Origin of the sequence: Mycobacterium sp. NPDC050551, from assembly GCF_040674075.1 — a bacterium.
Classification (GTDB): Bacteria; Actinomycetota; Actinomycetes; order Mycobacteriales; family Mycobacteriaceae; genus Mycobacterium.
Genome location: NZ_JBFARC010000007.1, coordinates 22,858 through 45,580 on the forward strand (window position 1 = coordinate 22,858; position 22,723 = coordinate 45,580).

A 22,723-nucleotide genomic window follows, 5' to 3' on the forward strand; every position below is an offset into this window, starting at 1 on the left:
CACGGTAGGGACAGACCGTCGGGACCCCCATGGTTCGGTTCACGATGAGTCGTACGGCGTCACAATCGGGCACATTCGCCGTCACACCCGCACGTGTCCGAAGCGGGGTAGGGTCGGCGGCTGTGACGAGGCGGGCTCCGTGAGCCGAACCGTGCGATCGATCGCCGGTGTCGGCATGCGGCCGCTGCGCGTCGCTGCCTCACCCGTCCCACATGCGGAGATCCTCGAGCATGTGCAGCCGATGCTGGCCGGTCACGGTGTCGACCTGCGGATCGAGACGTTCGAGTCGTTCGACGAGCCCAACGATCTGGTGGCCGCGCACCGGCTCGACGCCAACTACTTCCAGTACCTGCCGTTCCTCGCGGAGTTCAACCGGCGGACCGGCGCGGGACTGGTGCCGATCACGCCCGTGCACATCGAGCCATTCGGCCTGTACTCGGAGGTCTGGCCGAATCTGGCCGACGTCCCCAGATTCGCGGAGATCGCGCTGCCGTCGGATCCGGTGAACATCGGCCGGGCGCTGGAGATGCTCGCCGGGGAGGACATGATCGAGGTGAAACCGCCCGGTGCGGTGCCCGCGACGATCGCCGACGTCACACACAACCCGCGCGAGTTGGTGCTCAAGGAACTGAGCAGCTGGCTGCTCGCCGACGTGCTGGCCGACTTCGACGCCGCGTTCCTGTTCGGCAACCAGGCGATGGGCCGCGGCGTGACCACCGGTGCCGCCCTGGTGTTCGACCACGGCAATCCCGCCTACGCCGAATACCTGGTGGCCCGCCCCGACAACTGTGACGACGCCGACGTCCGCCTGCTCGGCGCCGCGCTCAATTGTGCTTCGACGCGCGCCTTCATCGGCGCCGCCTATCGGGGCCAGGTCATCGCCGCATTCTGAGTTGCGCTCACGGCGAGGCAAACCGGTGGCGCGGCGGCCCGCTGTAGTGATAGTGAACTCGTGTACCAGGGTGGTCAGCCGGCCGGCTGTGACGCCGGCACCGTGCGGATCGTGCTGCACGTCGACGTGCCCCGTGAACCCGCGGATATGATCGGGCACGCCCTCGACCTCGTCGGTCAGTACGGCGCGCTCATCGCCGCCACGATCCCCGGCGCTGTCGTCCGCACCGCCACTTCCGGGGTGTCGCCGTCGATGGACAGGCCTGTCACCGGGGTTGCCGTCGACCCGGTCCGGCGCACCGTCGCCGTCGATGGCCGGCGAATTCGGTTGGCCCACCGGGAGTACGAGTTGCTCGTCTACCTCGATCGTGCGAACGGGCGCACCGTGTCCCGCACCGAATTGCTGACCGAGGTGTGGGAGGCGCGGGCCGGAATCTCCGAGCGGACGGTGGATTCGCATGTCCGGCGGTTGCGGTCCAAGCTCGGCGACCGCGCGGGAATGGTGACCACGGTGCGTGGCGTCGGCTACCGGTTGACCCCGTCGGGTGCCCGGGCGGCAGAATCGGCATGACGGAGGCCCCGGCCTCAGCGATCCGGCGTCTTTTAACTCGACCCGATTCAATCCGTGCCCGGCGGACCGGTTGCGTTCGCCAACCAGCGATTTCCACTATTTCACGTGCGAGTTTGCGTCGCCGCATCGGTTGACAGCAAATCAGCGCCTTCCTAGCGTCTGCCTCCGAGCTCAACGAAATCCGAGCGGTGACATGACATCGCTCCTCGTCGAGCCGGCACCGGCCCCGGCTGGACAATGCAACGACCGATGCAGCATCTCGAGGGGGGCGTGTGACCCGGACCGCCTTCGCCAAACCCGCGGTGGCCATGGGCGATTTCTTCGTCCTCGCCGGTGAGACGTTCGCCGCGATGTTCCGGCGCCCGTTCGCCTTCAGTGAGCTGATCGACCAGATCTGGTTCGTCGCACGGGTGTCGATCGTGCCGACGGTGGTGCTGTCGATCCCGTACACGGTGCTCATCGTCTTCACGCTCAACATCGTCCTGATCGAGGTCGGAGCGGGTGACCTCTCCGGAGCCGGGGCGGCCCTGGCGTCGGTCACCCAGGTCGGGCCCGTCGTCACGGCGATCGTCGTCTCCGGCGCCGGCGCCACCGCCATGTGCGCCGACCTGGGCGCCCGGACGATCCGCGAAGAGATCGACGCCATGAAAGTGATCGGCGTCAACCCCATCCAGGCGCTGGTGGTGCCGCGGGTGATCGCCGCGACTTTCGTTGCGCTGATGCTGTATTCGGTGGTGGCCGTCGTCGGCCTGACCGGAAGCTACTTCTTCGTGGTGTTCGTTCAGGACGTCACCCCCGGCGCCTTCGTCTTCGGCCTGACGCTGCTGACCGGTCTGCCGCAGGTGATCGTCTCGCTGGTCAAGGCACTGCTGTTCGGGCTGTCGGCCGGCCTGATCGCCTGCTACAAGGGCCTTTCCGTCGGAGGCGGACCCACCGCGGTCGGCAACGCCGTGAACGAGACGGTGGTCTTCGCGTTCATGGCGCTGTTCCTGATCAACATCCTCGCCACCGCGCTGGGCGTGAAGGTGGCGCCGTGAGCGAGCTCGCGAGCGAACCGTCGACGTTGGACCGGGTTATCGGCACGACCCGCAAGCTGGGAGAGCAGACCGCCTTCTACGGACAGGCGCTGGCCGCCACCACCGACGCGGTGCGCCGCTATCCCGGTGAGGTGTTGCGGCTGGTCGCCACCATGGGCCTGGGCACCGGCGCGCTGGCGGTGATCGGTGGCACGGTGGTGATCGTCGGCTTCCTCACCCTGTCCACCGGCGCGCTGATCGCCGTGCAGGGCTACAACACCCTGTCCAATGTCGGTATCGAGGCGCTCACCGGCTTCCTCGGCGCGTTCCTCAACGTCCGCTTCATCGCACCCGCTACCGCGGGCGTCGCGCTGGCCGCGACGATCGGCGCCGGTGCGACCGCGCAGTTGGGCGCCATGCGCATCAACGAGGAGATCGACGCCCTCGAGGTGATGGGCATCCGCGCGGTCACCTATCTGGCGTCGACGCGGATCGTGGCGGGCATCATCGCGGTGATCCCGATCTACACCGTCGCGGTGCTGATGTCGTTCCTCGCCACCCGGTTCGGCACCACCGTCATCTACGGCCAGTCCCGCGGCGTCTACGACCACTACTTCACCACCTTCCTGCACCCGACGGACCTGTTCTGGTCGTTCACCGAGGCGCTGGCGATGGCCGCCGCGGTGATGGCGGTGCACACCTACTACGGGTTCACCGCCACCGGCGGCCCCGCAGGTGTCGGCGAGGCGGTCGGGCGTGCGGTGCGCACCTCGATCACCGCCGGGGTGTTCATCCTGCTGACCATCACGCTGTCCGTGTACGGACAGTCCGGCAACTTCCATCTGTCGGGGTGAGCGTGACCAGCCAGCCGACCAACTCACCGCGGCGCTCCGGCGTCGACCCGATCTGGTGGGCGCCGGTGCTCTTCGTTGTGGTCATCGTTCTGGTGGCGCTGACTGCCGTGCTGTTCACCGGCGCGGCGAAGAGTTTCGTGCCGGTCACCCTGGTGTCCGATCGCTCCGGCCTGGTGATGGAGGACGGCGCCAAGGTGAAGTTGCGCGGCGTGCAGATCGGCGAGGTCGACGGCATCGGCACCGAGGCCGCGGCGGAAGGATCCGAGAACTCGAAGCTGACGCTGAAGATCTACCCGGACCAGTTCCAGTTCCTGCCGCGCAACGTCGAAGCAGAGATCAAGGCCAGCACCGCCTTCGGCGCCAAGTACGTCGACCTCGTGGTGCCCGAGGACGGCGGCTCCCCGCAGCCACTCGAGCCGGGCGCCGTGCTGAAGTCGCGCAACGTCACCGTCGAGGTCAACACGGTGTTCCAGAATCTGCAGTCGGTGGTGCAGTCCGTCGACCCGGCGAAACTCAACTCGGTGCTCTCCGCGGTGGCGCAGGCGGTGCGCGGCAAGGGCGACGTCATCGGTCAGGCCATCACCGACTCCAACAACGTGCTGCTCGCCGTGAACCCGCGGATGCCCACCGTCCAGCGGGACTGGCAGCTCTTCGGCCAGACGGCCGACGCCTATTCGAAAGCAGCCCAGGACATCCTGTCGGTGCTGGACTCCTTCTCCACCACCAGCACGACGATCGACACGAACGCCCGCGCCCTCGACGATCTGCTGCTGTCGTCGGTCGGATTCGCGCAGTCCGGCATCAATGTCATCGGCGGCAATCAACCCGCCCTGGTGCGCTCGCTCGACCTGCTGATGCCGACCACCGAGTTGTTGGAGACATACTCGCCCACCTACACCTGCCTGTTCCAGGGCGCCCAGTGGTTCCTCGACAACGGTGGCCGGGACGCGTTGGGCGGCAACGGCAAATCGGTCATCATGGACGCCGCGCTGCTGTTCGGCGACGACTCCTACCGGTACCCGGACCACCTGCCCCGGGTGAACGCGAAGGGCGGACCCGGCGGGCGGCCCAGTTGCGGATCGCTGCCCGACGTCAGCAAGAACTTCCCGGTCAAGTACCTGGTCACCGACACCGGCTTCGGCACCGGCCTGGACGTGCGGCCCAACCCGGGCATCGGCTTCCCGGGTTTCGCGAACTACTTCCCGGTGACCAAGGCCATCCCGGAACCGCCGCGTATCCGGTACCCCGGCGGTCCCGCGCCCGGGCCGTTGCCGGCCTACCCCGGGGCGCCCCCGTACGGCGCCGCGCTGTACGCGCCCGACGGCACCCCGCTGTACCCGCCGCCGCCCGGGGCTCCGCCTCCGCCGCCACCGTTGCCGGCTCCGTTGACGCCACCGACACCAACACCGACCGAACAGGACGCACCATGAGTGGGAGAACCCCGCGGGCCCTCACCCGGGTGGTGCTGTTCAGCGTGATGTGCCTGGTCTTCATGTTCGCTCTGGTCACGGTGTTCGGGCAGTTCCGCTTCGACTCGCGCAGCGTCTACACCGCGGTGTTCGCCAACGTGTCCGGGCTCAAGGGCGGCAACTTCGTCCGCATCGCGGGCGTCGAGGTCGGCAAGGTCAAGGAACTGACGCTGCACAAGGACGGCACCGTGTCCGTCGACTTCGACGTCGACAACGGGCTGACGCTGACCGAAGGCACCCGCGCCGTGGTGCGCTACGAGAACCTGATCGGCGACCGGTACCTCGCGCTCGAGGACGGGCCGGGAGCGGTGCGGAAACTGCAACCGGGACAGACCATTCCGCTCGCCCGGACGTCGCCGGCGCTCGACGTCGACGCACTGATCGGCGGCTTCCGGCCGCTGTTCCGCGCCCTCGACCCCGACCAGGTGAACGCGCTGTCCGGCGAACTGCTCAAAGTGTTCCAGGGCCAGGGCGGCACCATCGCCTCGGTGCTGTCGCAGACCTCGGCGCTGACGTCGACTCTGGCGGGCCGCGACGAACTGATCGGTGAGGTGATCACCAATCTGAACACCGTGCTGGCGACATTCGCCGCGCGCGACGACCAGTTCGCCGACGGCCTGGACTCCCTGTCGCAACTGGCCCAGGCGCTGGCGGACCGCAGAACCGACATCACCAACGGCACCGCCTACATCAACGCAGCGGCAGGCACCGTCGCCGACCTGTTCCAGGAGATCCGTCCCACCGTCGAAGAGGCCGTCACCCAGACGGACCGCTTCGCCGGCCAGATCATGGCCGACCGGGACTACGTCGACGATCTGGTCAAGACGCTGCCCGACGCCTATCAGGTGCTGGCGCGACAGGGGCTCTACGGCGACTACTTCGGCTTCTATCTGTGCGACGCGATCCTCAAACTCAACGGCAAGGGCGGGGATCCCACGTACATCAAACTCGCGGGCCAGGATTCGGGACGGTGCACGCCGAAATGAGACGACCGAAGCTGAAGTGGAAGCGGCCATCGATCACGCCGCTGGCCCAGCGCAGCCGACCCGCTGTCGGGGCGGTCGGAACGCTGATCCTGGTCGCGCTCGTCGCCGCCGCGTTCTCCTACGACAAGCTGCCACTGATCAAGCGCACCGCCGACTACTCGGCGTACTTCGCCGAAGCCGGCGGCATCAAGCCGGGCAGCGAGGTCCGGGTGTCCGGGCTCGAGGTCGGCACGGTCGACGACGTCACCCTGGCAGGCACCCAGGTGCTGGTGGAGTTCACGGTCCGCAAGGGTGTCGACCTGGGGGACAGGACAGAGGCCGCGATCAAGACCGAGACCGTGCTCGGCACCAAGATGCTGGAGGTCACTCCCCGCGGAGAGGGCGAGCTGGACGGGCCGATCCCCTTGGAACGCACCACGTCCCCCTACGACCTGCCGGACGCGCTCGGTGACCTGACCACCACCATCAGCGGCCTGGACACCGCCCAGCTGTCCACCTCGCTGAGCACGCTGGCGGACACGTTCGCCGACACGCCGCCCGAGCTGAAGATGGCGCTCGAGGGGGTGTCCCGGTTCTCCGACACCCTCAACGAGCGGGATGCGCAGCTGCGCAACCTGTTGGCCAACGCCGACGAGGTCACCGGGGTGCTCGCCAAGCGCAGCGACCAGATCGCCGGCCTGGTGGCCAACACCAACGCCCTGCTCGCCGAACTGCTGTCACAACGAGATTCGGTGGACGCGTTGCTGGTCAACCTCAGGGCGGCGGCGGAGCAGATCTCCGGGCTGGTCGCGGACAACCGCACCGAGCTCAAACCCGCCGTCGACAAGCTCAACGGTGTCCTGGAGATCCTCGACAACCGGAAACAGGAGTTGCAGCGGACCCTGTACCTGCTGCGGCGCTACGCGATGTCGTTCGGTGAGGTGCTCGGATCGGGCCCCTTCTTCAAGGCGTCCCTGGTGAATCTCGCGCCGGGCCAGTTCTCCCAGCCGTTCATCGACGCGGCGTTCTCCGACCTCGGACTCGACCCCAACGTGCTGTTGCCCTCCGAACTCGTCGACCCCGGAGTCGGCCAGCCCGGAACCCCGCCGATGCCTATGCCGTTCCCGCGAACCGGCCAGGGTGGCGAGCCGCACCTCACCCTGCCCGACGCGATCACGGGCAACCCCGGCGATCCGCGCTATCCCTACCGCGAGCCGCTGCCCGCTCCACCGCCGGGTGGTCCGCCGCCGGGGCCGCCCGCCGAATCCGGACCTACACCGCCGCCGACCATCCCGCCGCCGGGGCCGCCCGCCGAATCCGGACCCACACCGCCGCCGACCATCCCGCCGCCGGCGCCCGACGGGGGGCCGTGATCATGCACATCGATGTCCGTCATGCGCGAATCGGGTTGGCAGCAACGCTGATTCTCATCCTCGCGGTCGCGACCACCGTGGTGGCCACACCGTGGTGGGACCGCGTCAGCAGGGACACGTTCACCGCGTACTTCGCCAACGCCAATGGCCTGTACACCGGTGACGAGGTCCGCATCCTCGGTGTCGCCGTGGGCACCGTGGACGAGATCGACCCGCAGCCGGACAACACCAAGGTCACGTTCTCCGTCGACTCCGAATACCCGGTGCCCGCCGAGGCCAAGGCCGCGATCCTGTCGCCGTCGCTGGTCAGTGCCAGGGCGATCCAGCTCGTCCCCGCGTACGCCGGGGGGCCGAAACTCGAAGCGGGCGGCGTCATCCCGCAGAGCCGCACCGCGGTGCCCGTCGAGTGGGACGATTTCCGCAGGCAGCTCGAGAAGTTGACCGAGTCGCTGCAGCCCGTCACGCCGGGAGGCCCGAGTGCGGTGGGGGAGTTCGTCAACACCGCTGCGGACAACCTGCGGGGGGAAGGTGACACCGCCCGCCAGACGGTGATCAAACTGTCGCAGGCGATCTCCGCCCTCGGTGACCACAGCACCGACATCTTCAGCACCGTGCGCAATCTGCAGCTGCTGGTCTCGGCCCTGACGTCGAGCAGCGATCTGCTCGCCGCGTTCAACACCAACCTCGCCGAGGTGACCACGCTGCTGGACAACTCGCCCGACGAGTTCGCCGACGCCACCCGCGCCCTCGACGGCGCGGTGAACGACCTGCGCGGTTTCGTCGCCGAGAACCGCGAGGGTCTCGGCGTCACCGTCGATCGGCTCGCGTCAGTCACCACGGCGCTCAACGACAGCCGCGCCGACGTGAAGCAGGTCCTGCACATCACGCCGACGGTGTTCCAGAACTTCATGAACATTTACCAGCCCGCTCAGAGCGCGGTGACCGGCATCCTCGCTCCGGTGAACTTCGCCAACACGGTGCAGTTCATCTGCAGCGCCGTGCAGGCCGCATCGCGCAAGGGCTGGGAGCAGTCCTCGAAGCTGTGCGTTCAGTATCTGGCGCCGATCATCAAGAACCGCCAGTACAACTTCCCACCGCTGGGGGTCAACCCGTTCGTCGGCGCGTCGGCGCGGCCCAATGAGATCACCTACAGCGAGAACCGGCTGAACCCCAACCTGCCACCGCCGGTGCCGCTGGACGTCCCGCCGCCGATCGCCGGCGCCCCCGGGCCGTTGCCCGCCGAGGCGGCTCCACCCGCGGGGCAGGCCGGGCCCGGGCCGGTCGTCGATCCCGGCCTCGGGCTGGCCGGACTGATGCTGCCGCCGGGCGGAGCGCCCGCGCCTGCGCCGCCGCCCGCGCCGGGAGGGACACCGTGAGGGGCGCGGCCGCGGCGGCGCTTGCCGTCGTCGTGCTGTCCGCCGTCACCGGATGCCAATGGCGGGGGCTCAATTCGCTGTCCCTGCCCGGCACCGAGGGCTCGGGCGACGGGTCGTACACAATCCAGGCGCAGCTGCCCGACGTGGTGGTGATCCAGCAGAACACCCGGGTCCGGGTGGCCGACGTCAACATCGGCAACGTCACCAAGATCGAGGTGCAGGACTGGCACGCGCTGGTCACCATGCGGATCGACGGCGACGTCGCACTGCCGGCCAACGCCACCGCCAAGGTCGGTCAGACCAGCCTGCTCGGATCCATGCACATCGAACTCGCCCCGCCCACCGACGCCCCGCCGCAAGGCAGGCTGCACGACGGCTCGGTGATCCCGCTGTCGTCGGCCGCCACCTACCCGACCACCGAACAGACCCTGGCGTCGGTGTCGGTGTTGCTCAACGGCGGCGGGCTCGGTGAGCTGCAGGAGATCAACAAGGCGTTCGCGACGGCGCTCGCGGGCCGCGAGGACGTCATGCGCAGCCTGCTCACCCAGCTCGACGTCTTCATCGGCCAGCTCAACGCGCAGACGAACGACATCATCACGGCCACTGAACGATTGAATGCGCTGGCCGGTCAGGTCGCGGAGAACGACACCACCGTCGACAGGGCGCTGACCACCATCCCGAAGGCACTGTCCGTACTGGCGGAACAGCGGGCGAACCTGGTCGAGGCCATCGACTCGCTCGGCAAGTTCAGCGCGATCGCCACCTCGACGATCGACCAGACCCGCGAGGCCCTGGTGGCGAACCTGCGCAGCATCGCCCCGGTCTTTCGCGAACTGGCCGACGCCGGTCCGGCGCTGACCAAGGGCCTGGACTTTCTGTCCACCTATCCGTGGGTCAAGAGCACGCTGCCGAACTGGTTCCGCGGCGACTTCGCGAACATCAGCCTCGTCATCGATCTGACGCTGAGCCGACTGGACAGCAGCCTGTTCACCGGGACCAGGTGGGAAGGCGACCTCACCGAACTCGAATTGCAGTGGGGCCGCACGATCGGGCAGATGCCCAGCCCGTACACCGCGGCCAACCCGCTGATCGCGCCCTACCACTTCGGCGGGTACTGACCATGCTGCGCCTGTCCCGCACGGTATGGACCCAGCTGGCGATCCTGGCCACGATCACGGTCGTGGCATGCAGCGTCATGGCGTTCGGCTTCGTCAAGGTCCCCGCGCTGCTGGGGGTGGGCCGGTACGAGGTGACGCTGGACCTACCCGCCTCGGGTGGGCTGTACCCGACGTCGGTGGTCACCTACCGCGGCACCGAGATCGGCCGCGTCACCTCCATCGACGTCACCCGCGATGGTGTGCGCGCCGCGCTGAAGCTCGACTCGGACATACCCGTTCCCGCCCAAGTGACCGCCGCGGTGCACAGCCGGTCGGCCATCGGCGAACAGTTCGTCGAACTCACCCCCGAACCCGGCACGCCGGACGAACCGCAGCGCACGCTGCGCGACGGCGACGTCATCCCGGCCGGCCGGACGCAGATCCCGCCGGACATCGGAAACCTGTTGGACGCCACCAACACCGCGCTTCAGGCGATCCCGCAGGACAACCTGCGCACCGTCGTCGACGAGGCAGCCACCGCGGTGGCCGGGCTCGGCCCCGAACTGGCCCGCATCGTCGACGGCTCGACCTCGCTGGCGATCGAGGCCGGCCGGACCATCGACCCGCTCACCCAGCTGATCGACCAGTCCCCACCGGTGTTCGACTCGCAGGTACGGACGGCCGATTCGATCGCCACCTGGGCGGCCCGTATGCGATCGATCACCGGCCAGCTCGCGGCACAGGACCGCGCGTTCGCCGACCTGCTCGTCCAGGGCGGACCGGCGCTGGCCGAGGGCAGGGCGTTCTTCGACAGGGTGTCACCCGCGCTGCCCGTCCTGCTGGCCAACATGGTCAGCCTCGGCGAGATCGCGGTGACCTACCGGGCCGACATCGAGCAGCTGCTGGTGCTGTTCCCGCAGGGCACCGCCGTGATGTCGGCGATCGCGCTGGCCAACGCCGGGACCAAGCAGGACTACCGGGGCATCTATCTCGACTTCAACCTCAACCTCAACCTGCCGCCGCCCTGCAACACCGGCTTCCTGCCGGTTCAGCAGCAGCGGTCGGCTTCCGACGTCGACGCGCCGGAACGGCCCGCGGGCGAGCTGTACTGCCGGGTGCCGCAGGATTCGAGTCTCAACGTGCGCGGTGTGCGCAACATCCCGTGCGAGAACGACCCCGCCAAGCGTGCCCCGACCGTCGAGATGTGCGAGAGCAGCGAGCAGTACGTGCCGCTCAACGACGGATTCAACTGGAAGGGCGACCCGAACGCCACCGTCACCGGGCAGGGCGTGCCCCAGTACGAGCCGGGTGTGCCGTGGCCGGGGGTCGACCAGCCACCGCCGCCCGACGCGCCGCCACCACCGACGCCGCCCGTCGCCTTCGCGCCGTACGACCCGGCGACCGGCACCTATGTGGGTCCGGACGGCCAGGTGCACACCAATTCCGACCTGACGCAGAGTCCAGAGGGGAAGACATGGCAGGACATGCTGACGCCGTCGAGCGGGTAGCCGTTCGCCCGTCGAACACACGCGCGGCCGTCATCGCCGGACTGCTCGTCCTGGCCGCCCTGGGCGGTCTGCTCGGCTGGTTCGGCTACGAGAACCACCAGCAGCGTGAAGCGCAGAGCCGACGCGACACCTTCGTCCAGGTCGCCCGTCAGGCGGCGGTGAACATCACCACCGTCAGTCACACGGACATCGATGCCGCGATGCAGCGCATCCTCGAGCAGTCGACCGGCGACTTCCACGACGAGTTCCAGCAGCGCTACCAACCGTTCATGAATGCCGTGAGGCAGATGCAGTCGACATCGGAGGGCACGGTCACCGAGGCCGGCCTGGAGTCCGGCACCGCAGACCAAGCCGACGTGCTCGTCACCGTGTCGATGACGACGACGAGTGCGACTGCCCCGCAGACGGAGCCGCGCGGCTGGCGGATGCGGATCTCGGTCCGCCAGACCGACGACGGCGCGAAGATCTCGAACGTGGCGTTCGTGCCGTGACCCGCCGATCAACGACAGGAGGCTGCTCAGGATGACAGTCGACACCCAGACCGCGACCGACGATGCCCTTGCCGATGTCGATGTCGAGGAGCCCGGGACCACCGACGAGACCGCCGATGCCGAGCCGACCGCGGCGCCACGCCGCCACCGCCGCTCGATCCCGTGGGTCCGGCTGCTTGCGTTCGGCGCGCTGCCCGGCCTCGCGCTGATCGCCGCACTGGGCCTGGGTTACGTCAAGTGGCAACATGATTCGACGCGCTCAGAGCGCACCGCAGCCGAGCAGTCCGTGCAAGCGGCCAAGGACAGCACAGTCGCGATCCTGTCCTACCGCCCCGACACCGTCGACACCGAGCTGACCGCGGCGGTCGACCGGCTCACCGGCGACTTCCGCGACGAATACACCCGGCTCGTCACCGATGTGGTCGCGCCAGGCGCCAAGCAGCAACAGATCTCGGCGACGGCGACCATACCGGCGGCCGCGTCGGTGTCGGCCACCTCGGAGCACGCGGTGGTCCTTGTGCTGGTCGACCAGGCCACCTCGATCGGCGCCGCACCGCCCACCACGTCCGCCTCCAGCGTGCGGGTGAGCCTCGACAAGGTCGGCGACCGTTGGCTCATCTCGCAGTTCGAGCCGGTGTGATGCGCATCGTCACCACCGTGGTCGCGGCGACGGCGGTGCTGGGTGTCGGGGTGACGGCGCCCGCGCCCGCCGACGCGGACGCGATCGGCTACCTCGTCAACGTCACGGTGCGGCCCGGCTACAACTTCCCGAACGCCGACGCCGCGCTCGCCTACGGACACGGGATCTGCGACGAGATCGCCGCCCACCGCCCCTATACGCAGATCATCGCCGACATCCGCGCCGACTTCCGCACCACGGACGACTACCAGGCCGCCTACCTGGTGAACCAGGCCGCCGGTGAGCTGTGCCCGGCGCAGATCTGGCAGCTCCGCAACTCCGCCGCCCACTACCGCCCTCCGCAACCGTGACCCGGCCGTTGCTCAGGCGCGCTGCGGCGCTGGCGATCCCTGTCGTCCTGGCCGTTTCGGGTGTCACGGCGACGCCCCTCGCAGGGGCCGACAACGCCCGCCTCAACGACAGTGTGGTGGCGAACGTGTACCGCACCCACTACCTCGCGGGCTGCGGCAACGACGTCAAGATCAACCCGCAGCTGCGACTCGCCGCCGAATGGCACACCCGTGACGTCCTGGCCAACCGGAACCTCGACGGCGACATCGGGTCCGACGGATCGACGGCGCAAACCCGCGCCAGGGCAGCGGGATTCCCCGGCGACGTGGCGCAGACCGTGGCGATCAACCCGGCGCTGGCGATCAACGGGCTGGACATCGTGAACCAGTGGTACTCCGACCCCACCGACCTGGCCGTGATGCGAGACTGCGGCTACACCGCAATCGGCGTCTGGTCGGAGAACAGCCTGGACCGCTCCGTCGTCGTCGCGGTCTACGGGCGGCAGGCATGACCCGCAACCGAGGAAGTGTGAGATGACAAATTTGGACGTGTCGATCATCGAAACCTCCGGTCTCGGTGACCGGAGTTACCTGGTGAGCGACGGCGACGTCGCGGTGGTCATCGACCCGCAACGCGATATCGACCGCGTGCTGGCGGCCGCCGCCGACGTCAGGATCACCCACGTGCTCGAGACCCACGTGCACAACGACTACGTGACCGGCGGGCTGGCGCTCGCGAAGGCCACCGGCGCCGAATATGTCCTGCCTGCAGGCGAAGACGTCGAGTTCGAACGGCGCGCTGTCGGCGAGGGGGACAGCGTCGACACCGGCGGAATCCACCTCGACGTGCTACTCACCCCCGGACACACCCACCACCACGTCAGTTACGTGCTGCGCGACGCGTCCGGCAGCGTGGCGGGTGTCTTCACCGGCGGCTCACTGCTTCTGGGCAGCACCGGCCGAACCGACCTGGTGAGCGAGCAGGACACCGCCGAGCTGACGCGCCAGCAGTACCATTCGGTGCGGCGCCTCGCGGACCAGCTGCCCGCAGCCACCCCGATCTACCCCACACACGGATTCGGCAGCTTCTGCTCGGCCGCCCCGGCGGACACCGACGCATCCACCATCGGCGAACAGCGCGACACCAATCCCGCACTCACCCAGGCTGAGGAGGAATTCGTCGGCGGCCTGCTCGCCGATCTGGACGCATACCCCGCCTATTACGCACACATGGGAGTGATCAACAGGGCGGGTCCCGCGGCGGCGGATCTCACGCCGCCCGCCCCGGTGGACCCCGCAGAGCTGCGCCGCCGGATCGACGCCGGAGAATGGGTCGTCGACCTGCGCAGCCGAACCGCGTTCGCGGCCGGGCACCTGGCCGGCACCTTCGGCTTCGAATTCTCGGGTTCGTTCGTCAGCTACCTCGGCTGGCTCTACGCCTGGGGTGCGGCGCTGACACTGATCGGCGAGGACACCGACCAGATCGCCGAGGCGCAGCGGGAACTCGCGCGAATCGGTGTCGACCGCCTCACCGGTCAGGCGACAGGCGACATCGAGGCGCTCGCCGCCGGTGCGCCGCTGCGCAGCTACCGGGTGGCCGGGTTCGCCGACCTGGCCGAGGTGCTCGGCGACGACGGCGTCACCGTCGTCGACGTCCGGCAGCGCGGCGAGTTCGACGAGGGCCATGTGCGCGGCGCCATCAACGTCGCCCTGCACGAACTCACCGAGCGCGCGGGGGATATCCCGGCCGACCGGGAAGTGTGGATCCACTGCGCGAGCGGTTACCGCGCCTCGGTGGCGGCCGCCTTGCTCGACCGTGACGACCGACGGGTCGTCCTGATCGACGACGCGTACGGCAGCGCGGAGCGGCTGGGCCTCACGACGTCGACCGATTCAGAATCGCCGTGACGGGAAATGTCTGACGGCACGGCGCCCTGGGGTACGCCTGCGGTAGACCGCAGCTGAAGAAGGGAAGACACCATGAACGCACCGGCCCCCGCCACGATCACGTCGTCGGAATTGCGCGACCGCTTCCAGTCCGCCGCCCCGCCGCGGATCCTCGATGTGCGTACGCCTGCCGAGTTCGAGACCGCGCACATCGCCGGTTCGCATAACGTGCCTCTCGATGTGCTCGACAAGCACGACGTTCAGGTCGCCGAGCTGCTCGCCGAAGATCAAGATGTCGTCCTGGTATGCCAGTCCGGGGAGCGCGCGACGAAGGCCCAGTCGATTCTGCGCGACGCCGGCCTGACCGGGGGACGGGTGCTCGCGAACGGCATCAGCGAGTGGGAGAGCAAGAGTTTCGACGTCGACCGCGGAACGCAGAAGTGGGCACTCGAACGGCAGGTTCGCCTCGTCGCGGGCTCGGTGGTGCTGTCCGCTGTGGTGGGCAGTGTCGCCGTCCCGCAGCTGAAGTGGGTGGCCGCTGCGATCGGGGGCGGCTTGACCTTCGCCGCGGTGAGCAACACCTGCGCGATGGCGACCGCGTTGTCCAAGCTGCCCTACAACCGCGGCGCGAACGTCGATTCCGACGACGTCCTGGCGCGGCTCCGCGAAACCGCTTGAGCTAGAATGTCTTCCGTGCCGCTTCCTGCTCCAACACCGCCGACAGATCCTTGAGACGGTCCATCGACGACACCGCCCTGCGGGTGCGGTTGTTGCGGGCCAGCCGGTCGCGGTGGCGGTCGACGAACGTCCAGTAGCCGGCGGTGAACGGACAGGCATCGTCGCCGACCCGCTTCTTCGGGTCGTAGACGCAGTCGCCGCAGTGGTCGCTCATCTTGTTGATGTAGGCGCCACCCGCGGCGTAGGGCTTGGTGGCCAGCCTGCCGCCGTCGGCGTGCTGGCTCATGCCGACCACATTGGTGGGCATCACCCACCGGAAGCCGTCGACGTAGGCGGTCGCGAACCACTCGGTGAGTTCGGCGGGACGGTAGCCGCGCTGCAGCGCGTGGTTGCCGAGCACCATGAGCCGCTGGATGTGGTGTGTCCAGCCACGGTCGCGCACGCCCATCAGCGCGTGCCGTAGGCATTCGGCGGTGACGGCGTCGGAATCGAGGTCGCGCCACCAGTCGGGCAGGGGCGTCTCGGCGGCCAGCGCGTTGTTGCGGGTGTAGCCCGGGCCGAAATGCCAGTACAGATGCCACATGTACTCTCGCCAGCCGAGGATCTGCCGGATGAAGCCTTCGACCGCGGCGAGCGGGGCGCCGTCGCGGCGGTAGGCCTGCTCCGCGGCATGCACCGCGTCGAGGGGATGCAGCACGCCGAGGTTGAGCGGCACCGACAGCAGGGAGTGCGACATCGCCCAGTCGTCGCCCATCATCGCGTCCTCATAGCGGCCGAACATCGGCAGCCGGTGGTCGATGAACCGCTTCAACGCCCGTTGCGCCTCGGCGGGGGTGACGGCGAACAGGCGGGGGCCGTCCACGCCGACGGTGTCGAGGTCCATCGCGTCGAGATCGCGCCGCACCTGCTCATCGATGTCGTCCTCGCGTGGCCGGTACGGCGCAGGCACGTCGAGCCGGTCCTGCTTCTTCGGTGGCGGTTCCCGGTTCTCCTCGTCGTAATTCCACCGGTTGCCCACCGGGTCGGGTCCCTGCATCAGGACGTCGAAGCGGCGGCGCTGGTCGCGGTAGAAGTCCTCCATCCGGAACCGGGTGCGGTTGCCCGCCCACTGCTCGAAGTCGGCGCGGGGGAGCGCGAACATCGGGGTGGGCAGGACATCGGCAACCAGGCCCTGCTCGTGCAGACGGTTGACGAAGCGTTCGGCGGCGAAGGAGGTCGGCTGGAACACGAGCACCGGCCGGTCGAAGCGTTCGAGCGCATCGGTGTAGTCGTCGGTCCGCATCAGGGTGGCCCGGTCACCGAGGTCGCGATCGGCGTGGCGGAGCGCGGAGACGACCAGATGGAGCTTTTGGCGGTGGTAGCGGCGCTTGCGCAGTGCGGCGGTCGACTCGATGAGCAGGACTTCGCGGTGGGCGTGTTCGCCGCCGTACATCGCCGGGCCGAGCTGGTCGGCGAACAACCACAGCGGGGTGTCGTCGCGCACTTTGGTGCTCACCGGGGTGGCCGCCGGTCCTTACGATGCGCTGATGCGGACATTGACGGCACCGCCGTTCGGGTCGCTCGCGGCGGCGAAGGACTTCTACTTCCTGCTGATGGTGTTCCTGCGGGAGCTGAAGCGACCCGGCGAGCCGGTCGGGCTGCACCAGTACCTGCTGGCGCAGGCGCTGGAGCACCACGGACCGAAATACAGGTCGATCGAGTGCCGGGCATGCGACACGGAGTACCCGTGCCGCACGGTGCTAAGCGTCGCCCTGCTGGCCCGGTTCCCGGCGCCATGGACGCCGCACGGCCTGGTGACGACGCTGAACGCGGTGGGCCTGCTCGGTGCGACGATCCGAGGCGACACCATCTTCTGGGGCGACGGCGATCCCGGTTTCACGCTGCGCCGCAACGAGACTGGGACGTGGGTGGGGGAGCGTCGGGACCGGGGCGAGGTCAGGCCGATGGTGGTCGAGGACGACGCGGGGATGTGCGATCTGTTCAGAGGCTATGTTCGTGCGTTCCCGGTCGGGCTGGGGACCGCCGTGTCCGCCGAGGACATCGACCTCGTCCGGCCGGGGATCGGGCCGGCGCGGGAGTGGTGGTCCGGACACGTCGCGCTGCCGTATCTGGTGAACCGGCTGCAGGACGGGCTGACGGCCGACGGCCCGGAGTTCGGCGAGCTACCGCCACAGTTCACCCGGTTGACGGCGGAGGACGCGGCCGCGGCAGGGCAGCGGGCGGCCTGGGTGATCCCGGCCGGGCACGCGCTGCACGGCAGGCACCTGCTGGCCATCGCCCGATGCGCGCGGTGTAATCGGGTGACGCTGTTCAGCAAGGGCACGGAGTTCTGCCTGGTGCAGGCCGAGCCGTATGGGACGAAGATCGAGCTGCCGTTGCCGGCGTTCGAGGTGTACGCGAACTATCCGGCGGCCTATGCCGCGATGTACGACCACTACGAGACGTGCGACTGGCGCCCGCGGTATCCGGGCGGCTGGTCGGAGCGGTATCCGAAGCCGCCGCGCTACCGCGAGACAGACGGATAGCGGTTGGGATCTCCGGGCGGGCCTGCGGTAGGCTCTCGATCGCTGCCGGCGATCCCGGCGGCACCGCGGGCTGTGGCGCAGCTTGGTAGCGCACTTGACTGGGGGTCAAGTGGTCGCAGGTTCAAATCCTGTCAGCCCGACTAGAGTTTAGGCAGTTCAGAGGCGGTTTCGGAGAGATCCGGGGACCGCCTTTGATTGCATCTAAGGGCTTTGGATAGCAACGCGGATAGCAACGGCGTCAGAAGTGTTGCAGTCCGAGTTGATTTACCAAGGCGTCGACCGCCGACCTCGCCGTCGAGTCCGAGGTATGCCCGTATACGTCACCGGTGACGGCGATCGACGAGTGGCCGAGGAGGTCAGCCACGGCCTTGATGTGCACGCCCGCCTCCAGCCAGGCGACAGCGGCACTGTGGCGCAGAGTGTGCACTCCGACGTCGGCCATGCCCGCCTTCTGCGCGGCAATCTCGATTGTTCGCAGTACGTTGCGCGGGTCAACGGCCGTGCCGAACTCGGTCGCGAACACCAAGCCCTCGTCGGTCCATTGGTCGCGTGCGGCCTGCTTCTCGGTTTGCTGGGTCATGCGGTGCTCCCGCAGCATGGCCGCCAACGGCGCGGCGATCGGCACCGATCGACGAGACCGGGCTGTCTTCGGCGCTGAGATGACCAGCTTGCCCTCGACCCTGCCGAGCGTGCCGCGCACCACCAGCAGGCCGCCGTCAAGGTCGACATCGGACCAGTGCAGCGCCAGGGCCTCGCCTCGGCGCATACCGGTGCCCGCGACGAGCACCAGCACGTTGCGGTAGCGCAGGCCCTCGGCGCACAGGAGGAGCTTGGCGACGTCGACCGTGTTGACGTGGCGCGCCTCCTTGCGGGCCACAGCGGGGCGCTTTACTGCCGCCGCCGGGTTCTTCGCCAGCAGGCCGTCGCGGACCGCACCGTCGAGTCCGGCCCGGAGCACGGTGTAGACCTGCCTGATCGTCGCGTCTGACAGTGCACGTACCGGGTCGGCGCCGCTCGCGGGCTTGGTCTTGGCACGCATGGTCAGCACCAGGGCCTCGACGTCGGACGGCTTGAGCCGATCGAGCCGAATCCCGCCGAAGGCACCCGTCTCCAAGTGTCGACGGCTGAGGTTGCCGTACAACTCACGTGTCGAGGCCTTGCGGTCGGACGCGGCCAGCGTGGTGGCTCGCCAGTGCGCGAGCCAGTCGCCCACAGTGCGGCGAGAGTCCTTGACCGCCGCACCATTGTCGAGTCGCGTGCGAACGGCCTTCATCTTGTCGACCACTTCACGGCGCGTCTTGCCATATACCATGTGGCGTTTGGCCACCCCCGCATCGTCGGTGTAGCTGACGGCACCGATGTAACCAGCCTGCTTGCCGTCGCGCATGCGCTTGTAGACGCTGCCCTCACCGTTCGCGTTCGCCATATTCGTCGCCTACGCCTTCTTCTGTCCCTGCTTGGTCGGCGGGAGGTAGCCCGCCTTGCGTGCCCTGTCGACGTAAGTGGACGCCATGCGGTCCTTGACGGAGAAGTGCTTGGCCACTGCCTTCGTCGGCGCGTGGCTGACATTTGCCCGGTAGACGTCAGCCACCTGCCGTAGAACCTCATCGTTCAGTACCCGGTAGTCGCGAGGAAGCCGCTGGCGCTCGACAAACCTCTCCGCGACACGCATTGCCCGCGCCTCGTCGTCGCGAGACGGGTTCTCGCTGAACTCGGCGACGAACGTGGCGTACAGGTCAGCGGCAAGCCGATCGACATCCACTGCTCGGAGGTGCTTTTCACGAACTTCGCCTTGGCCCGGTTGGGCTTCAAAGCTCAGTTGAACGATCTCAGGTGAGCCGTCGCGCACAGCGACCTTGACCACCACGTCGGGGCCGCCGACACCGTGTCGTCGTTCCTGCACCCAACTCGGGACGTCGACTCCATCCATCACCACCGTCTCCTGAGAGAACTGCCAGTCGACGAGTTGACCCCGGTATCGCATCTGCAAGATGACGTTGCCAAGTCGGTGCTCCACCATTTGCGAACCTCCAGCACTGGGCGATGTGGGAACTTGTCAACTCTGCGCCATACTCTGCACCCTGTCAATGTCCGCCAGATCGCTGGCGGAGGCACACGAAGAGAGCAGAGGTAGGAAGATGGACACTGCAACTAGGCGGCTGATCCCCATCCCCGAGACGCGAGAGCTTCTCGGAGGGATCGGCCAGACCACGGTGTACGAGTTGGTCAAGCGCGGCGAGATCGTCAAGGTGAACATCGGTCGCCGGGGCTTCATCACGTCTGAATCTCTTGGCGCATACATGGATCGACTGAGCACGCCCAGCGGCCCCCGAGGTGATGCTGCGTGAACGTCATGCACCCCAACACAAGCCAGCTCGACCGGGACTTGATCGAAGACCTCGGTCTTCCCGACGTCCATCTCTACGCCGGTGCGGGCGGGGACGCCCAGCACCATGAGGAGTCGCTGCCAGCATGAGCGGAAATGACGACCGCCTCGGCGCGGCCAACGCCGAGGCGACCAAGAAGCCCGATCCAAAGGCCGAGGTCAACGATACCTCCACTGGTGTCTACTGCTCGGGCGCACCGCTCTACCGGGAAGCCGGGTGGCTCGGAGTGATACCTCTGCCGCCGGGACAGAAGCACCCGCCGGTGAAGGGCTTCACCGGCCACGACGGCGCGTGGCCCAACGAAGAGCAGATCGCCCGGTGGATGGCGGAGAAGCCTGTCAACGCCAATCTCATGCTGCGCGTCAACTACGGGTTGATCGGCATCGATGTGGATGCCTACGACTCTAAGACTGGCGCACAGACGCTGGCCGAGGCTGAGCGGCGCTGGGGGCAGCTTCCCCGTACCTACCGCAGCAGCGCTCGCGGTGAGGATGTTGTCAGCGGGATTCGAGTGTTCAGGGTGCCGGAAGGCGTGCTGTTCCGCGGCATGATCAAGTTCGTCGACCTCGGTCTCGGAGACGTCGAGATCGTGCAACCCCACCATCGGTTTGTCGTCGCATGGCCGTCGATCAATCCGAAGATTTCGCAGCAGTACCGGTGGTACGACGGCGACGGGTCTTTGATGCCCGACGGCCTCGTCCCTCGCGTCGCGGATGTCCCGGCGCTCCCCCAGGAGTGGGTCGACGCGCTGAGCCGAGACGCGGTGCGCGAAGCGGTGTTCGACGAGTCAACCCCGGCACGGGGCGCGGCTCGGCGGGAACGGGTCAACGAGGAGATGTACCACCGTCTGATCGCGCAGCAGGACGACGGGCCGCCCGACATAGAAGTTGCCCGGCGTCGAGACCGGGCAATCGCAGGGCTGAACGACGGTACTGGCAGTCGGTACGACACGACACGCGACCACGTACTCGCACTGATGCGTCTGCGGGCGAAGGGGCACATCGGGGTGCCGAGCGCGCTTGACAATCTCTACAAGCACTACGTCGACGCCGTCGCCGACACGCGACCCACCTCCGTGGCCGAGCGCGAGTTTCTACGATTCACCGAGGGGGCCGCCGTTCTCATCGCAGCCACCCCGACCGCCGGATCTGAGGAAGCCGAGAACGAGTTCTGGACTCAGCGCGAAGTACTGGCCCATGTCCGGGCTTTTGCGCGCAGCCGGGGAGTGGCGCCGTACGCAGTTCTCGGTGCGGTTCTGCGGCGTGCCATCGCTTTGGTGCCGCCGTCCGTGCAGCTGCCGCCGATCGTCGGCGACGCGGCGTCGGTCAATCTCTACACGGTGAGCGTCGGCAGGTCAGGGCAGGGTAAGGATGCTGCCAACGGCGTCGCCCGCGCCGCGATCGTTTTCGTCGACGCGGACGACGAGGTCGTCGAGGACCCGCCTGCCGCAGTGGGTGTTGGATCTGGTGAAGGCCTCGCCAAAGCGTTGCGACCTTCTGATGATGAAAGCGCCACCGCGACTCACGTCAATCTGGAGGTGCCCGAGATCAGTACGCTCGGCGCGCTTGCTGATCGCAAGGGCGCAACCGTGGTCGGGGAGTTGTTGAAGGCGTACATGGGGCAGGCGTTGGGCTTCACGAACGCGCGCAAGGACACCACCTCGTTCGTATCGGCGCATTCATACAGAATGTGTCTGGGTGTCGGAGCGCAGCCTGAGAATGCCAATGTATTCATGAGTCGCGAGGGCGATGGTCTGCCGCAGCGTTTCCTGTGGCTTCCCACCACCGACCCGCACGCTCCGGCGCCGGCAGAAGAGCACAGCGATCCAGTGCGGCCTGAGAGGGTCCTGATTCCGACGTCTTTCCCCGTGGTCGTTCCAGGTACACCGCACCACATACAGGTGCCAGCCCAAGTGCGTGCCAGCATCAGGTGGCACCGCCACCAGATCTTGCGGGGCGTCGACCACATCGACCCACTGGACGGGCACCTGATGTTGACGCGGCTCAAGGTCGGCTTCGGCCTCGCCCTACTAGACGGGCGCCGTCAGATCACCATGGAGGACTGGGACCTCGCGGGACGGTTGGTCGAAGTCTCCAACCACGAGCGGACAAAGTTGCGCGACCTCGTGGCGGACCGACGCAGACACGCGAACGTGGTCAAGGCCATTGATCAGGCTGACCGGCAGAAGATCATCGTCGAGCGACAGGTCCGCGACAACTCCACCCGCGTATGGGACACGATCCAACGCAAGCTGCTCAGGACGGGTACCGCCTCGCGTCGCGACCTGCAGAGGGCCTGCGACTCCACGATCGCGTCCGACTTCTCCGCCGTGTTCGACGAGGCCCTCGACGAAGGCCGTTTGGTCATCCTTGGAGATGCCAATGCCGCCCTGTATGCCCTCGGGCCGCAGTAACTGTCGGGGCCCCCGACAGCTGGCCCTGACATCAAAACCGCAGGTAGCGCTGGCAGCCAGCACGTCGGGGGAGTGTCGGGGCCCCGACAGCGTTAGCCGGGTCCGATGTTCCGGCGGGGGAGTACCCGTTACCCGCCGCACATCTACGAAAGGAAATCGCTGTGACCACTAGGAGTACGAGCCGGTCAATCACCGCTCACCAAATCGGTGCTGCCAGGTTCCAGGGCACCTCATGGGCCGCCGGGCGCCGTGG

General features: G+C 68.0%; 23 protein-coding genes and 1 tRNA gene. 21 read left to right on the forward strand and 3 right to left on the reverse strand.

The features are described from left to right. Positions 1-139: 139 nt before the first annotated feature. From AB0K11_RS24485 to AB0K11_RS24560, 16 genes are all read left to right on the forward strand, one after another. Positions 140-892: a MetQ/NlpA family ABC transporter substrate-binding protein gene (locus AB0K11_RS24485; RefSeq protein WP_364983259.1), complete on the forward strand. Its 753-nt coding sequence runs from the start codon at positions 140-142 to the stop codon at positions 890-892. A 60-nt stretch (positions 893-952) separates the two neighbouring features. Next, complete coding sequence (locus AB0K11_RS24490; protein ID WP_364983262.1) at positions 953-1,462, forward strand: winged helix-turn-helix domain-containing protein; 510 nt, start codon at positions 953-955, stop codon at positions 1,460-1,462. Between the two features lie 272 nt (positions 1,463-1,734). Further along, the gene (locus AB0K11_RS24495; RefSeq protein ID WP_364983265.1) at positions 1,735-2,499 is read left to right on the forward strand and encodes an ABC transporter permease; all 765 of its coding nucleotides are present in this window, start codon (positions 1,735-1,737) and stop codon (positions 2,497-2,499) included. Beyond that, complete coding sequence (locus AB0K11_RS24500; protein WP_302914422.1) at positions 2,496-3,332, forward strand: ABC transporter permease; 837 nt, start codon at positions 2,496-2,498, stop codon at positions 3,330-3,332. Before AB0K11_RS24495 ends, AB0K11_RS24500 begins: the two co-directional genes overlap by 4 nt. Then, a complete protein-coding gene (locus AB0K11_RS24505) occupies positions 3,329-4,762 on the forward strand; it encodes an MCE family protein (RefSeq protein WP_364983269.1) in 1,434 nt (477 codons plus the stop codon). The genes AB0K11_RS24500 and AB0K11_RS24505 overlap by 4 nt, the downstream gene beginning before the upstream one ends. Further along, a complete protein-coding gene (locus AB0K11_RS24510; protein ID WP_364983272.1) occupies positions 4,759-5,787 on the forward strand; it encodes an MlaD family protein in 1,029 nt (342 codons plus the stop codon). The genes AB0K11_RS24505 and AB0K11_RS24510 overlap by 4 nt, the downstream gene beginning before the upstream one ends. 32 nt (positions 5,788-5,819) lie before the next feature. Next, complete coding sequence (locus AB0K11_RS24515; RefSeq protein WP_364984114.1) at positions 5,820-7,139, forward strand: MCE family protein; 1,320 nt, start codon at positions 5,820-5,822, stop codon at positions 7,137-7,139. Between the two features lie 2 nt (positions 7,140-7,141). After that, positions 7,142-8,515 carry an MCE family protein gene (locus AB0K11_RS24520; RefSeq protein ID WP_364983275.1) on the forward strand — a complete coding sequence of 458 codons (1,374 nt, stop codon included), beginning with the start codon at positions 7,142-7,144 and terminating at the stop codon, positions 8,513-8,515. After that, a complete protein-coding gene (locus AB0K11_RS24525; protein WP_364983278.1) occupies positions 8,512-9,633 on the forward strand; it encodes an MCE family protein in 1,122 nt (373 codons plus the stop codon). Before AB0K11_RS24520 ends, AB0K11_RS24525 begins: the two co-directional genes overlap by 4 nt. 2 nt (positions 9,634-9,635) lie before the next feature. Then, positions 9,636-11,120 (forward strand): MlaD family protein, encoded by a 1,485-nt coding sequence (locus AB0K11_RS24530; RefSeq protein WP_364983281.1) that lies wholly within the window; start codon positions 9,636-9,638, stop codon positions 11,118-11,120. Continuing rightward, entirely contained in the window at positions 11,087-11,611 is a 525-nt protein-coding gene (locus AB0K11_RS24535) for a mammalian cell entry protein (protein WP_364983284.1), read from the forward strand. The genes AB0K11_RS24530 and AB0K11_RS24535 overlap by 34 nt, the downstream gene beginning before the upstream one ends. Positions 11,612-11,642: 31 nt before the next feature. Further along, complete coding sequence (locus AB0K11_RS24540) at positions 11,643-12,251, forward strand: hypothetical protein (RefSeq protein WP_364983287.1); 609 nt, start codon at positions 11,643-11,645, stop codon at positions 12,249-12,251. Further along, positions 12,251-12,601 carry a DUF732 domain-containing protein gene (locus AB0K11_RS24545; protein WP_364983290.1) on the forward strand — a complete coding sequence of 117 codons (351 nt, stop codon included), beginning with the start codon at positions 12,251-12,253 and terminating at the stop codon, positions 12,599-12,601. The genes AB0K11_RS24540 and AB0K11_RS24545 overlap by 1 nt, the downstream gene beginning before the upstream one ends. A 35-nt stretch (positions 12,602-12,636) precedes the next feature. Beyond that, positions 12,637-13,092 carry a CAP domain-containing protein gene (locus AB0K11_RS24550; RefSeq protein WP_364984117.1) on the forward strand — a complete coding sequence of 152 codons (456 nt, stop codon included), beginning with the start codon at positions 12,637-12,639 and terminating at the stop codon, positions 13,090-13,092. Positions 13,093-13,123: 31 nt separating this feature from the next. After that, a complete protein-coding gene (locus AB0K11_RS24555) occupies positions 13,124-14,488 on the forward strand; it encodes an MBL fold metallo-hydrolase (protein ID WP_364984124.1) in 1,365 nt (454 codons plus the stop codon). A 72-nt stretch (positions 14,489-14,560) separates the two neighbouring features. Beyond that, positions 14,561-15,145, forward strand: coding sequence for a rhodanese-like domain-containing protein (locus tag AB0K11_RS24560; protein ID WP_364983293.1), 585 nt, complete (start codon positions 14,561-14,563; stop codon positions 15,143-15,145). 1 nt (position 15,146) lies between these two features. Here AB0K11_RS24560 and AB0K11_RS24565 read toward each other — a convergent pair whose 3' ends face one another. Further along, entirely contained in the window at positions 15,147-16,640 is a 1,494-nt protein-coding gene (locus AB0K11_RS24565) for a cryptochrome/photolyase family protein (protein ID WP_364983296.1), read from the reverse strand. A gap of 31 nt (positions 16,641-16,671) precedes the next feature. Here AB0K11_RS24565 and AB0K11_RS24570 point away from each other — a divergent pair, with 31 nt between their 5' ends. Together AB0K11_RS24570 and AB0K11_RS24575 are read left to right on the forward strand one after the other, a co-directional pair. Further along, positions 16,672-17,670 (forward strand): hypothetical protein, encoded by a 999-nt coding sequence (locus AB0K11_RS24570; protein ID WP_364983299.1) that lies wholly within the window; start codon positions 16,672-16,674, stop codon positions 17,668-17,670. A gap of 66 nt (positions 17,671-17,736) precedes the next feature. Beyond that, positions 17,737-17,810, forward strand: a tRNA-Pro gene (locus tag AB0K11_RS24575). A gap of 98 nt (positions 17,811-17,908) precedes the next feature. On the opposite strand, the gene AB0K11_RS24580 is transcribed toward AB0K11_RS24575, so the two are convergent. Together AB0K11_RS24580 and AB0K11_RS24585 are read right to left on the reverse strand one after the other, a co-directional pair. Further along, entirely contained in the window at positions 17,909-19,096 is a 1,188-nt protein-coding gene (locus AB0K11_RS24580; protein ID WP_364983302.1) for a tyrosine-type recombinase/integrase, read from the reverse strand. A gap of 9 nt (positions 19,097-19,105) precedes the next feature. Further along, complete coding sequence (locus AB0K11_RS24585) at positions 19,106-19,690, reverse strand: hypothetical protein (RefSeq protein WP_364983305.1); 585 nt, start codon at positions 19,688-19,690, stop codon at positions 19,106-19,108. Between the two features lie 118 nt (positions 19,691-19,808). On the opposite strand from AB0K11_RS24585, the gene AB0K11_RS24590 reads away from it, so the two are divergent. The 3 genes from AB0K11_RS24590 to AB0K11_RS24600 are packed head-to-tail and all read left to right on the forward strand — an operon-like array spanning position 19,809 to position 22,470. Further along, on the forward strand, positions 19,809-20,018 hold the full coding sequence (locus AB0K11_RS24590) for a helix-turn-helix domain-containing protein (RefSeq protein ID WP_364983307.1): 210 nt from the start codon (positions 19,809-19,811) through the stop codon (positions 20,016-20,018). Beyond that, entirely contained in the window at positions 20,015-20,146 is a 132-nt protein-coding gene (locus AB0K11_RS24595; RefSeq protein ID WP_364983310.1) for a hypothetical protein, read from the forward strand. Before AB0K11_RS24590 ends, AB0K11_RS24595 begins: the two co-directional genes overlap by 4 nt. Then, entirely contained in the window at positions 20,143-22,470 is a 2,328-nt protein-coding gene (locus AB0K11_RS24600; RefSeq protein ID WP_364983313.1) for a bifunctional DNA primase/polymerase, read from the forward strand. The genes AB0K11_RS24595 and AB0K11_RS24600 overlap by 4 nt, the downstream gene beginning before the upstream one ends. Positions 22,471-22,723: the final 253 nt, after the last annotated feature.